This window comes from Sphingomonas sp. So64.6b (assembly GCF_014171475.1).
GTDB lineage: Bacteria > Pseudomonadota > Alphaproteobacteria > Sphingomonadales > Sphingomonadaceae > Sphingomonas > Sphingomonas alpina_A.
In genome coordinates this window covers 2,906,326-2,918,919 of record NZ_CP048817.1, presented here as the reverse complement: position 1 = coordinate 2,918,919, position 12,594 = coordinate 2,906,326, and the positions used below count along the sequence as shown (strand labels likewise).

Genomic DNA, 12,594 nt, shown 5'->3' with positions numbered 1-12,594 from the left:
GGCCCTTTCCACTAATGTTGGAAGGCGAGACGCCCGCATCAAGCACTTGAAAAACGCCCCGGCTCTTCCAGCCTGCCGGAGCGCCAATGCTCATCGCTTGAATAACTCGTTGGCGCTTTCACGATGGTTAACTGCGCGTTGCATTTTTCCGCGCGTGCGTTCGATTTCCGCCTCCAGCGCGGCAATGCGCGCCTCAAGCTCGGCGACCGACAGCGGATCGAGATCCTGCCGGGTCAGCTCGGCCAGCGGGTCGCCGCCTCTTTTCGGAAGGATCTCGTCCAAATCCATAATGGAGGAAGGTCGCCTTGCTACGGCCGGATGTCAAGACGCTGGCGGCGCAAGGTCGCGAGCATCTCAGCGGGCTGACGGACGCGGTCTTCACCACCGGGTTTTACCGCGTTTCGAAACGATCCCGTGCATTGCCAGCGATGATCGTGGACCCTAGTTAGCACTGCTTCTTCGGCATTCAGGTTCAGTCTCAGCACTATAACAGCGGGTAAGTCGATGAATGGCATTCCGACGATGATGAATGCGATCGATCCGGAGGCGCCCGGCGGGCCGGAGGTCATGGTCCTGGTCCAGCGCCCGGTGCCGGTGCCCGGTCCCGACGAAGTGCTGGTTCGTGTCGCGGCGGCCGGGGTCAACCGGCCCGAAGTGATGCAGCGCAAAGGGCTGTATCCGCCGCCGCCCGGCGCACCGTCGATCCTTGGCATGGAGATATCCGGTACCGTCGTCGCGCTTGGGGAAGGTGTCATGGCCGAGGCGCTCGGCCAGCCGGTCTGCGCGCTGATCAGCGGCGGCGCCTATGCCGATTACGCCGTCGCGCCCTGGGGCCAGTGCCTGCCGGTGCCCGAAGCGCTGTCGATGGTCGAAGCCGCGGCAATGCCCGAGACGCTGTTCACCGTGTGGACCAATTTGTTCGAGCGCGGTTATGCGTCGGAGGGCGATGTGGTGCTGGTCCATGGCGGCACCAGCGGCATCGGCACGATGGCGATCGCGCTCGCCAATCTGTTCGACCTGACGATCATCGTCACCGCCGGATCGGACGAGAAATGCGCCGCGGCAAAGGCGCTCGGCGCGGATCATGCGATCAATTACAAAACGCAGGACTTCGTCGCCGAGGTGAAGACGATCACTGGCGGCGGGGGTTGCGCGGTGGTGCTCGACATGGTCGGTGGCGATTATCTGCCGCGCAACATGCAGTGTCTCGCCGATGATGGCCGCCACGTCTCGATCGCGGTACAGGGCGGCCTGACCGCGACGATCCCGATCTTCGAGATCATGCGCCGCCGCTTGACGCTGACTGGATCGACGCTGCGCCCGCGCGATACTGCGTTCAAGAGCTTGGTCGCGGACGAACTGGCGCGCACGGTATGGCCGCATGTCGAGGCGGGTCGGTTGAAGCCGGTGATCGACAAGACCTTCCCGCTGGCGGACGCGCCGGCGGCACATGAGCGGATGGAGGCGGGCGATCACGTCGGCAAGATCGTGCTGGTGATGGAGGGCTTGGGCGAGAGGAGGTTTCGCTAACCATCTGAATCGCCATAACCGGTCCGATTTCGGTAGCGCGCCCCGTACAGGCCATTACAATCGCTGCCATGGGCAGGGTGGCATGTTAGCGTTTCTCGGGGCGCCGGAAAATTTCGTCTTCGTTTCGGCCATCGTCCTGATGCTGTTGATCGGCGTCGTGCAGATGGTCGGGCTCGGCCATGACGCCCATATCGATGGCGATTTCGATTCGCACCCGGACTTGCTCAGCTGGCTCGGCGTCGGGCGGTTGCCCTTGCTTATGCTGCTGGTGGTGTTCCTCGCGCTGTTCGGCATTATCGGGCTGATCGGGCAGCAGGCGATCCATGACAGCAGCGGCGCGTTGCTCGATCCGTGGTTTGCGATTCCCGCGGCGCTTGCCGCCGCGCTACCCGCGACCGGTCTCGCCGCGCGCGGTCTCGCGCGCATCCTGCCGCGCGATCACACCACCGCCATCTCGCTCGACGACCTAGTCGGCGAGACGGGCAGCATCGTCACTGGCCGCGCCGCCCATGGCTCGCCCGCCCGCGCGCGGGTCGAGGACGAGCATGGCCAGGCCCATTACGTCATGGTCGAGCCCAACGCGCCCGACCAGGTCTTTGAGGAGGGCGAGCGTATCCTGCTCGTGCGCCGCGAGGACCAGATCTTTCGTGCCATTTCCCGCGGCGACCATCGCCTGCCGTATATCGGAGTCTGAGTTTCATGAACGACGTCGTTGCCCAGTCGAGTTCGGTCATCCCGTATCTGGTCTATCCCGGGATCTTCTTGGTCCTGGCGATCATCCTCAGCATGATCCTCGCCAAGCTCTACAAGCGTGCCTCGAAGGAGATCGGCTTCGTGCGCACCGGCTTCGGCGGCGAGAAGGTCGTGATCAACGGCGGCGCGCTGGTGCTGCCGGTGTTCCATGAAACCATGCCGGTCAACATGAACACGGTGCGGCTCGCGGTCGAGCGCAAGAACACCGACGCGCTGATCACGCTCGATCGGTTGCGCATCGATGTGAAGGCGGAATTCTACGTCCGCGTGCGTCCCGACGCCCAGTCGATCGCGACCGCCGCGCAGACGCTCGGCATGCGCACCATGCACCCGGATGCGCTGAAGGAACTGGTCGAGGGCAAGTTCGTCGACGCGCTGCGCTCGGTCGCGGCGGGCATGACGATGAACCAGCTGCACGAACAGCGTGCCGATTTCGTGCAGAAGGTGCAGCAGGTATCGTCCGCCGATCTGGCGATGAACGGCCTGGAGCTCGAATCCGTCTCGCTGACCGGGCTCGACCAGACCTCGATCGAGCATTTCAACGCCAACAACGCGTTCGATGCCGAAGGCTTGACCAAGCTGACCGAGCAGATCGAACTGCGCAAGAAAGCACGCAACGATATCGAGCAGGACACGCGGATCCAGATCGAGACCAAGAATCTCGAGGCTGAGCGCCAGTCGTTCCTGATCGGCCGCGATACCGAGTTCGCCCGGCTCGAACAGGAGCGCGAGATCGAATTGAAACGCGCCGGCCAGGCGTCCGAAGTTGCGCGCGAACAGGCTTTGCGCACGCGCGAGGCGGATCAGGCGAAGATCGAGGCCAAGCAGAAGGTCGACAGCTCGCAGATCGAAGCCGACCGCGCGGTCAAGGAAGCGCAGATCGCACAGGAACAGGCGCTCGCGCTCGCTCGGCAGGAGCAGCAGATCGCGGTGCAGAACAAGAGCCGCGAAGAAAGCCAGTCGCGCGCCGAGGCCGACAAGGCCCGCGCCGAAGCCGTTGCCGCCGAGGAACAGGTCGGCACCGCGCGCGAGACCGAGATCGCCGAGCGCCAGAAGCGCATCGAGCTGATCGACGCGTCGCGCGAAGCCGAACGCGCCGCGATCGGCATCAAGGTCCAGGCCGAGGCCGAGAAGCACGCCGCCGCCAACCGCGGTGAAGCGGTGCGCCTGACCGCCGAGAGCGAAGCGGAAGCCGCCAAGCTCAAGGCCGAAGGCGACCGGGTCCGCTTCGAGGTCGAGGCGGCGGGCCAGCGCGCGGTCAACGAGGCGGCGAACCTGCTCTCGTCCGACCAAGTGTCGATGGCGACCAAGCTCGCCTTGCTCAAGGTGCTGCCGGAACTGATCCGCGAAGCGGCACGGCCGATGGAGTCGATCGACAGCATCAAGATCGTTCAGGTCGAAGGGCTGCAAGGCAATGGTGGCGCCGGCGTGGCGATCGACGGCGATGGCGGGAATGGCAACCTCGCCAATTCGGCGGTCTCGGCGGCGCTGCGCTACCGTGCCCAGGCGCCGCTGATCGATGGGCTGATGAAGGAACTGGGCATCGACGGATCGTCGCTCGAGGCGATGACCCGGTCGGTCGCGGCTACGTCGGCGGCACCGATCATCGCGTCGGTGATCGCGCCCGCCGCCGCCGCCGCGTCAGAGGAGGAGTGACGACGCCTCCGATCCGCAGATCAACTTGAAGTCGGAAATTCCGGGGGGAAGCAGGACGATGGCGATAAAAGACGATCCGGTGATCAAGCGGGACGCGACCATTCGCGCTGTGCTCCTCGGTATATTGATATTGGCGGTCGCGACGACGATCGTCCTGTCGCGGCGGCCGGGATTGATCGGTACTCAGTCGGGCGTGCTGCCCGGCGCGCGCATCGCCGATCGCGATCTGCCGCCGGATTATGCACGGGCGATCGATGGCTATGGCATCCACATCCGCAAACTCGGCCGTCAGCGGACGATCCCGATGAATGTCCCGATCACCGACCTGACCGACGAGAGGCCACCGCTCAGATATGGCTATTCCTTCTATGAGAAGGACCTCGCGGCGATGCCGTTCATTGTCCGCAAACAGCATGGCCATGTCATCTATTACGAGAATGGCGGTGAGTTCGTCGTGGCGCCGATCACCGACGACTATCTGCGGCAAGTCGGGATCAAGCGGGCAAAACCGCTCGACGATGGTGATTTCCCGCTCTGGACGCAGATGTGGGGCTGGCTGTTCGTGCTTGCGGTCGGTGGTTATGGGCTGTTCGAACTCGGTGCGGCGGGGCGGCGGCGTGCCGTGACGGGGATCATGTAACCGGTCAAACCTGCGGCGCGGTGCGGTCGATCATCTGCCCGGCCAGTTCATGCAACGCCGCACGCAATGCCGGCGGATCGATCACCTCGATCTCCGGCCCAATGGCGAGCAGGTCGAGCGCCGCCTGTTCAGGCCGTTCGACCGGCAGGCTGAGCCGGACCCACCCATCCTCCTCCACCGGCCCGGCGGTTTGCACAGCGCGAACCGCATAACCGCCCAGCCGGGCAAGCCGCTTCAGGCCGACCGGCGAAGCGCGCAGCATTGCATGTTCCTGCCGCAACCCGCTTTCGAACCGCTCGGTCGAGTCCGACCAGAAAGCGGCGAGCTCGAACCCCACGGGCCGTTCGAACACCGTGTCGAGCGTCGCCGCCGACAGGATATTGGCCACCTTGAAGATGCGCGTCTTGCCGCGAGCGGCGGCGACGCAATACCAGGCGCCCGCTTTCATCACCAAACCGAGCGGCTCGATCCGCCAGTCATGCGTCGCGGTCCAGCTTTCGTAGCGCATGTCGATCACGCGCTGGTCGAGCACCGCGCGCGTCAGGCGCGGCAGATGCTCGGCCGGCTGGTCGTCGCGGTACCAGTCGACCGGATCGAGATGGAAACGCGCGCCGATCCGCGCCGCGCCGTCGATCGAGCCGGGGGTCAGCGACGCGAGCAGCTTGCCCCTGGCGCGCGATGCCGCCGGCCCCAGGCCGAGCGCAGCCGCGGGGCCAGGCAGGCCAATCATCAGCATTGCCTCCGCCTCATCGCTGGCGAGCCCGGTCAGCCGCGTGCGATACCCGTCGAGCAACTGGAACCCGCCGCCCGGACCGCGGTCGCCATAGACCGGCACCCCCGCCGCGCTGAGCGAATCGACATCGCGATAGATCGTCCGCTCCGACACCTCGAATTCCTCGGCCAGCGCTTTCGCGGTCAGCCGCGTGCGGAGCTGCAACAGGATCAGGATCGAGAGGAGCCGGCTGGCGCGCATGATTTTTGCACTATGCCCGATAATAACTGACGGAAAGTGTCAGGTAGCACGGTCCATAGCGGTTCGCATCGAATGGCAAAAGGGACAGGGCAATGACGACTATTGGGCGCAGGACGGTTCTTCAGGGCGCGGCAGGGTTGATCGTTGCGCAAATCGCGCTGGGCGGCGCAGCGGTGAGCGCGGCATCGCCGGCGCCGCAACCGCCGGGCAAGCCGGGCGATTTCGATTTCCTCACCGGCGAATGGCGGATCCATAACCGCATGATCAAACCCGGCACCGATAGCGAGTGGATCGAATTTCCCGGCGAAGCGACGGTCCGGCCGATCCTGGCCGGCGTGTGCAGCGTCGAGGAACTGCGCATTCCGGCACGCAATTTCTCCGGCATGGGACTGCGCCTGCTCGACGTCGAGAAAAAGATCTGGTCGGATCATTGGGTCGATGGCCGGTCGGGCGTGGTCACCGTGCCCGGCCAGATCGGCGTGTTCGTCGATGGCGTCGGCACTTTTGTGTCGGAGGAGATGGATGGCGATACCAAGGTGACGGTGCACGGCATCTGGGACCGGATCACGCCGACCTCGTGCCGCTGGTATCAGCGCATGTCGCGCGATGGCGGCAAGAATTGGAAGGAGAACTGGTTCATGGACTGGACCCGTATCGCCTGAGGATGCGGCGCAATGGTCGGCAGGGCTTGCGGTCGATAAGGCTTGCGGTCGACTGGGCCTGCAGTCGACTGGGCCTGCGGTCGACAAGGCCTGCTTGTCGATCGGCGCGCTCGTTTGATTTGACGCGCCACGTCATCGCGTCATGAAGGGCGCGCCAGCCCGGGGGAGCCGATATGTCCAGCCTGATCCTTCACGAATTCGCCAATTCGGGAAATTGCTACAAGATCCGCCTGACCGCCGCTCATCTCGGCATTCCGATCGAGCGGCGCGAATATGACATCATGGCGGGCGAGACGCGCACGCCGGCGTTCCTCGGCGGGGTTAATGCCAATGGCCGCATCCCGGTGCTGCAGGTCGGCGACCGCTTCCTGCCGGAGAGCGGCGCGGCCTGCCTGTATCTTGCGGAAGGATCGGCGCTGATCCCCGACGACAGGTTCGATCGCGCCGACATGATGCGCTGGATGTTCTGGGAACAATATAATCACGAACCCAATATCGCGACCCTGCGCTTCTGGTATGTCTTTATTGGCGAGGACGCGATCGACGAAGTGCGGCAAGCGCAGCTTCCGGCCAAGCGCGCGGCGGGCGAAGCCGCGCTCGCCTTGATGGACGACCATCTGGCGACCCGTGACTATTTCGTGGGCGATCGCCTGACGCTCGCCGATATCGCACTCTATGCCTATACCCATGTCGCGCATGAGGGGCGCTTTGACCTCGCGCGCTATCCGGCGCTCGGCAAATGGCTCGACCGTGTCGCGGCGTTGCCCGGGCACGTCACACTAGATGCCTGAAATGCCACGAAACTGTCACGCGTCGCGATTCTAAATGTAACACGACCTCGTCATAGCGGCATGTATTGGGGCAGCTATTCGGGGATACGTCATGAACGTCGTCACCAAGATCGCGATGGATGGTTCACTGGCCGGTTTCGGCGATTTCGTGAATTCCAATCCGGTGATTCCGGAAAAGATCGTGCCGCAGCGGCGCCAATACCGGACGATCTGGATCTCCGACGTGCATCTCGGCACGCGCGGCTGCAACGCCGCGATGCTGATCGATTTTCTCGACCATGTCGACAGCGAGACGATGTATCTGGTCGGCGACATCATCGACGGATGGCGGTTGAAGAAGAAATTCTACTGGCCGTCGGCGCATAACGACATTGTCTGGCGGCTGTTCAAGCGCGCCAAGCGCGGCACGCGAATGATTTATATTCCGGGTAATCATGACGAGGTCTTCCGGCAATTCTCCGGGCTCGATTTCGGCGGCGTGTCGATCCGCCGCAAGGCGATCCATGAGACCGCCGATGGTCGCCGCCTGCTCGTGCTGCATGGGGACGAATTCGACGCGATCACGCTGACTCACCGCTGGCTGGCGCATGTCGGCGATGTGGCGTATGAATTCATGATGGCCCTGAACCGCTGGGTAAACGCGTATCGACGCTTTTTCGACCTGCCTTACTGGTCGTTGTCGAAACACGCGAAAGCCAAGGTGAAGAACGCGGTCGAATTCATTTCCAATTACGAGGAAGTGGTGGCGCAGGCGGCGGGCAGCCGCGGCGTCGATGGCGTGGTGTGCGGCCATATCCACACCGCCGAGTTCCGCGACATCGGCGGCGTGGAATATTATAACGACGGCGACTGGGTCGAGGGCTGCACCGCTTTGGTCGAGCATTTCGATGGCCGCATGGAGTTGCTCCATTGGGCCGACGAGATCGCCAAGCGCGAACTGCCCGATGACGCGCCGGGGCGAGCGACCGCGGAGATCGAGATGTTGGCGGCCTGACCAAGGTGCGGATCGCGATCGCCACAGATGCGTGGACGCCCCAGGTGAACGGGGTCGTGCGGACCCTGCAAATGGTCCGTGCCGAGCTTGAACGTCAGGGGCATGAGGTACTGATCGTCTCGCCCGATCTGTTCTATTCGGTGCCGTGCCCGACCTATCCCGAGATTCGCCTGGCCTTTGCCAGCACGCATGCGGTGGGCAAGATGCTCGAGGATTTCGCGCCGCACGCGATCCATCTCGCGACCGAAGGGCCGGTGTGCGTCGCTGCGCGACGCTGGTGCCTCGCCCGTGAATTTCCTTTTACCACCGCCTATCACACGCAGTTTCCGGATTATGTCGCGGCGCGCACCGGCGTGAATCCGGAATGGATCTGGCGCTATATCCGCTGGTTCCATTCGCCCGCGCAATCGATCCTCGCCTCGACCCCGTCGATCGTCGAGACGCTCAAATCGCATGACCTGACGCGGATCAAGCATTGGGGCAGGGGGGTCGACCTCGCGATGTTCGGCACCCATGTCGTGTCCGATCCGGAGATCAAGGCGTTGCCCGGCCCGATCCAGCTCTATGTCGGCCGGGTCGCGGTCGAAAAGAATATCGAGGCGTTCCTGCAGACCAACCAGCCCGGCACCAAAGTGGTGGTCGGCGACGGCCCGGCGCGGGCGGCGCTGGAGGCGAAATACCCCGAGGCGAAATTTCTCGGCCCGCGTTTCGGCGCCGATCTCGCCGCCTGTTATGCCGCCGCCGATGTGTTTGTCTTTCCCAGCAAGACCGACACGTTCGGACTGGTGATGATCGAGGCACTGGCCTGCGGCGTGCCGGTCGCGGGCTATCCGGTGACTGGCCCGATCGACATATTGACGCCCGAGACCGGCGCGATGGACGATGACCTCGACAGCGCCATCGCGATCGCGCTGACCCGCGACCGCGCAGCCTGTGCCGCCTATGGCCGGACCTTCACTTGGGAAGCGAGCGCGCATCAGTTCCTGAGCGCGCTCGTGCCCGCATTCGACGCCGCGTCGATCGCGGCCTGACACGAAAAGGGTTTCAGGGGCGCCACCCGACTTCGATCAGGATATGGCCCGGGGCAAAGCAATAAAATACCCAGCCGCCGCGGATCGCGCTGGGCGCATTCCAGATCTCGGCATCCGCCGCAGCCAGCCTGGCGTGGAGCGCGTCCACCGCCTCGCGCTGCGGCAGGATGAAGCCGATATGATAGGTCGCACAGCCGATCGAGACCTGATCCGAGCCTCCGAATTTCGCGATCGGCCGGCTGATCACCAGCTCAAGGCCGGCATCGTCGGTCAGGATCGCCAATCCGTCATTGCCGCGTGTTTCAACTTCGCTGAAGCCGAAATGGTCGATTAGGAAATCGCGTGTCGCGGCAATATCGGGCACATGAAGGTCGAGATGGTTCAGTCGCATGGTACAGGCTCCAACAAAGAGCTCGCGCTGGAACCAGAAGACGACCGGCACACCCAACGCGAGCCCCCGGCACAGGCCGGGCTCGCGTCGTGGGTTCTCACGCGGATGCGTGGAGCAGAGCTTCCGAGTTGGAAGGGGTCGGGCTTACCGTGATCCGACCCTGCCTTTTTCGACAGGACGGGAATAACTCGTCAAGCAGGCTGACGCAATCCGGCTCTGCGCGCAGATCGGTCAGCTGATCAGCTGCATTGCAGTATCATCCAGGTCGAGCCGAATTCCTTCGCGAGAGCATCGCGTTCGCGTACCCAGAAATAGAGCATGCCCGCATCGCCCCACATCATGTCGGCTTTGTCGTCGGTATCGAGTTGGAGCAACAGGCGCCAATCACCCTTGCCTGCCTTAAGTGATCTTGCCTCGGGTGATCTGTATCCATCACCACTGCCAAGATAGATGCCGTTCGATGTCAGCTGGCAGTCGAGTTCCATGTCGTCACCCTGCACCGGATCGGCGAAACCACCGACCTGATGATGTGGGTTTCCGCCAAAAAGCGCCGCGCGTGCATCGTACAGGTGATCCCAATCAGCGTCTTCGAGCGTATCGTGCGGACTAATGATCCTATCGACGCTTGGCATCGATGCTATCGACCTGAAACGCAGAGGAACTGCCTCAAATACCAGTTTGAGATCGGTCGGCGGCTTGATCGCGTTGTCCCGCGTGGCTGCACTGTCGTAAATGACTGCCCAGCTCCCCTGATCCTCCGGATCGAAACCCCAAGTCTCCTGCTCGGCATTATAGAAAAAGAAGAGCACACCTTGATCGGGTAACCAGGCTGGCCCGTTCGCCGCCCTGATCTCGCTGCAATCGAGTTGAGCCAGAAAGGCGAGTGGCGCGTCTCGCCAAATCGGCCAGGCATGGCGTTCGGGTAAATCCGGCAAACCGCCCAGTCTGGACGCGCCTTTGCCATCGTCATGCTCGATCACCACTGCGGGAAGGGCCTCGCGCTCCATCTCGGCGAGCAACGTGGCTGCAACTGTCGATGGTTGCCGCTCGGTGATCTGGGCCTGGCGGGAAAAGAAACGTCGCATGAAGGACAACATTCGCAGCGGGTCCATTCGAGTTTAGGGTCGATGACCTTACGATATCAGCCTCGGCCATTTTCGTCCTGGTTCGCCAACAGGCGCTCGCACCTTGCCACCCCGCGCCATCCGCAGTAAGTCGGGCGTTAGCACATGGCCGCTCCGAAAGGGGCGGCCCTTTCTGTTTTTAAGGAGTTTCCCCATGGCTCAGCCGCTCATGCCGCATGCGACCGCGTCGTGGCTCGTCGACAATACCTCGCTCTCGTTCGAGCAGATCGCCGAATTCTGCGGCCTGCACATCCTCGAAATCCAGGCGATCGCCGACGATACCGCCGCGACCAAGCTCACTGGCCGCGACCCCGTGCGTGCGCACGAACTGACGCAGGACGAGATCGACAAGGGTCAGGCCGACCCCGATTATTCGCTGCAGATCCTCAAAGGGCCCGAGCAGGTCCGCCGTACCAAGGGGCCGCGCTACACGCCGGTGTCGAAGCGTTCGGACAAGCCCGATGGCATCGCGTGGATCATCCGTAACCATCCGGAGATCACCGATGGCGCGATCGGCAATCTGATCGGCACGACCCGCACCACGATCGCCGCGATCCGCGACCGCAGCCACTGGAACATTGCCAATATCACGCCGAAGGACCCGGTGACCCTCGGCCTGACGACGCAGCGCGAGCTTGACGCGGCAGTCGGCAAGGCAGCCAAGGCGGCCGGCCTCGAAGCCCCAGTCGATACGCGGCTCGAGGGCGATCGCGAGGCACTGATCACCGAATTGCGCGCGCAGCGTGCCCAGGCGGTGCTCGATGCCGAAGCGGTCGAGGCGGGCGACGCGCCGGTCTCCGCCGAACCGACCGCCGAGAACCTGTTCAAGCGCTAAGTTGACGTTCTCCCCCGGCGCAGGCCGGGGAAGAACAACAAGAAGGTTGGCACTGGGCGCATTCCGTTGCTACCCGCAACCTATGTCGACCGCACCCCAGTCCCCACCCCAGTCCGATGCCGCCTTCGTCCCCGACGAGAGCTTCGTGCCCACCAGCCATAAAGGGCTGACTTACCCGTTCGGCGGCGCGGAGCCGGCCGATGGCGATGTGATGACCGTGGCCGGGGGTGTGCGCTGGGTCCGGCTCAAGGTTCCGGGGCCGCTCAAGCACGTCAATTGCTGGCTGCTTGATGACGCCACTCCCGAAGGCGGGGACGGCGTCGCGCTGATCGACACCGGCATGAACACGACCGAAGCGCGCTCCGCGTGGAAGGCAGTGTTCAAAGGGCCGCTCGCCGGCGTGCGCATCACGAAAATGATCGGCACGCATTTCCATCCCGATCATATCGGCCTGGCGGGCTGGATGTGCGATCATCATGGCGCACCTTTGGTGATGACGCGCGGCGAATGGCTCACCGCGCAAATGCTCGTCGCCGATGCGCGCGACGCGATTCCGACAGAGGTTACCGCGATGCGTGTCGCGGCCGGCTGGAGTGAGGAGCAGATCGCACATGCGGCGGAGCGCGGCTGGGCCGGCTTCCGCCGTATCGTCACGCCGATGCCGCTCAGCTTCACGCGGATCAAGGATGGCGACACGTTGACCATCGGCGGGCGCGACTGGCGGATCGTGGTCGGCTCCGGCCATAGCCCCGAACATGCCTGTTTGTACGACGAAGCCGCCGGGATCCTGATCGCGGGCGACCAGGTGTTGCCGCGGATCAGCCCGAATGTCTCGCTTGGCGTGACCGAACCCAATGCCGACCCGCTCGGCGAATGGTTCGATTCGATCGCCAAGCTCAAACTGCTGCCCGATCATCTGCTCGTGCTGCCCGGACATGGCGACCCGTTCACCGGTCTTCATGCGCGGCTCGATGCGATGGACCGCGAGCATCGCGAGCGGCTCGACGAACTCGAAGTCTTCCTCGCCGAGCCGCGCCGCGCGGTCGATGTGTTCGGTCGCCTGTTTCGCCGCGCGATCGGCCCCGACATGCTCGGCATGGCGACCGGCGAGGCGCAGGCGCACCTCCGCCGGCTCGAGGTCGAGGGCCGGGCAGTCAAGCATGTGGTCGATGGCGTATGGTGGTATCGCGCCATCTGACGCGCTAGGATTCGCT

The 12,594-nt window shown here is 63.9% G+C and carries 14 protein-coding genes; 10 read left to right on the top strand and 4 right to left on the bottom strand.

Annotated elements, in window-relative coordinates; translation table 11 throughout:
- Positions 1–90: 90 nt before the first annotated feature.
- Complete coding sequence (locus G4G27_RS14040; RefSeq protein ID WP_183109237.1) at positions 91–288, bottom strand: DUF1192 domain-containing protein; 198 nt, start codon at positions 286–288, stop codon at positions 91–93.
- 216 nt (positions 289–504) lie between these two features.
- On the opposite strand from G4G27_RS14040, the gene G4G27_RS14035 reads away from it, so the two are divergent.
- The 4 genes from G4G27_RS14035 (at position 505) to G4G27_RS14020 (ending at position 4,579) form a co-directional block, all read left to right on the top strand.
- The gene (locus G4G27_RS14035) at positions 505–1,530 is read left to right on the top strand and encodes an NAD(P)H-quinone oxidoreductase (RefSeq protein WP_183109236.1); all 1,026 of its coding nucleotides are present in this window, start codon (positions 505–507) and stop codon (positions 1,528–1,530) included.
- 82 nt (positions 1,531–1,612) lie between these two features.
- Entirely contained in the window at positions 1,613–2,224 is a 612-nt protein-coding gene (locus G4G27_RS14030; RefSeq protein WP_183109235.1) for a YqiJ family protein, read from the top strand.
- Positions 2,225–2,229: 5 nt separating this feature from the next.
- Positions 2,230–3,939 carry a flotillin domain-containing protein gene (locus G4G27_RS14025; RefSeq protein ID WP_183109234.1) on the top strand — a complete coding sequence of 570 codons (1,710 nt, stop codon included), beginning with the start codon at positions 2,230–2,232 and terminating at the stop codon, positions 3,937–3,939.
- A gap of 58 nt (positions 3,940–3,997) precedes the next feature.
- Positions 3,998–4,579 carry a hypothetical protein gene (locus tag G4G27_RS14020; RefSeq protein ID WP_183109233.1) on the top strand — a complete coding sequence of 194 codons (582 nt, stop codon included), beginning with the start codon at positions 3,998–4,000 and terminating at the stop codon, positions 4,577–4,579.
- A gap of 4 nt (positions 4,580–4,583) precedes the next feature.
- Here G4G27_RS14020 and G4G27_RS14015 read toward each other — a convergent pair whose 3' ends face one another.
- A complete protein-coding gene (locus G4G27_RS14015; RefSeq protein WP_183109232.1) occupies positions 4,584–5,552 on the bottom strand; it encodes a WYL domain-containing protein in 969 nt (322 codons plus the stop codon).
- Positions 5,553–5,644: 92 nt separating this feature from the next.
- On the opposite strand from G4G27_RS14015, the gene G4G27_RS14010 reads away from it, so the two are divergent.
- From G4G27_RS14010 to G4G27_RS13995, 4 genes are all read left to right on the top strand, one after another.
- Entirely contained in the window at positions 5,645–6,214 is a 570-nt protein-coding gene (locus G4G27_RS14010) for a hypothetical protein (protein ID WP_183109231.1), read from the top strand.
- 173 nt (positions 6,215–6,387) lie between these two features.
- On the top strand, positions 6,388–7,005 hold the full coding sequence (locus G4G27_RS14005; RefSeq protein ID WP_183109230.1) for a glutathione S-transferase family protein: 618 nt from the start codon (positions 6,388–6,390) through the stop codon (positions 7,003–7,005).
- 91 nt (positions 7,006–7,096) lie between these two features.
- Positions 7,097–7,999 (top strand): UDP-2,3-diacylglucosamine diphosphatase, encoded by a 903-nt coding sequence (locus G4G27_RS14000; protein WP_183109229.1) that lies wholly within the window; start codon positions 7,097–7,099, stop codon positions 7,997–7,999.
- Positions 8,000–8,004: 5 nt separating this feature from the next.
- Entirely contained in the window at positions 8,005–9,030 is a 1,026-nt protein-coding gene (locus G4G27_RS13995) for a glycosyltransferase family 1 protein (protein ID WP_183109228.1), read from the top strand.
- 13 nt (positions 9,031–9,043) lie between these two features.
- Here G4G27_RS13995 and G4G27_RS13990 read toward each other — a convergent pair whose 3' ends face one another.
- Both G4G27_RS13990 and G4G27_RS13985 read right to left on the bottom strand, forming a co-directional pair.
- Entirely contained in the window at positions 9,044–9,421 is a 378-nt protein-coding gene (locus G4G27_RS13990) for a VOC family protein (RefSeq protein ID WP_183109227.1), read from the bottom strand.
- Between the two features lie 239 nt (positions 9,422–9,660).
- Complete coding sequence (locus G4G27_RS13985; protein WP_183109226.1) at positions 9,661–10,506, bottom strand: YwqG family protein; 846 nt, start codon at positions 10,504–10,506, stop codon at positions 9,661–9,663.
- Positions 10,507–10,699: 193 nt separating this feature from the next.
- Between G4G27_RS13985 and G4G27_RS13980 the strand changes: the two genes are divergently transcribed.
- On the top strand, positions 10,700–11,380 hold the full coding sequence (locus G4G27_RS13980; RefSeq protein ID WP_183109225.1) for a DUF1013 domain-containing protein: 681 nt from the start codon (positions 10,700–10,702) through the stop codon (positions 11,378–11,380).
- 82 nt (positions 11,381–11,462) lie between these two features.
- A complete protein-coding gene (locus tag G4G27_RS13975) occupies positions 11,463–12,578 on the top strand; it encodes an MBL fold metallo-hydrolase (RefSeq protein ID WP_183109224.1) in 1,116 nt (371 codons plus the stop codon).
- Positions 12,579–12,594 lie beyond the last annotated feature (16 nt).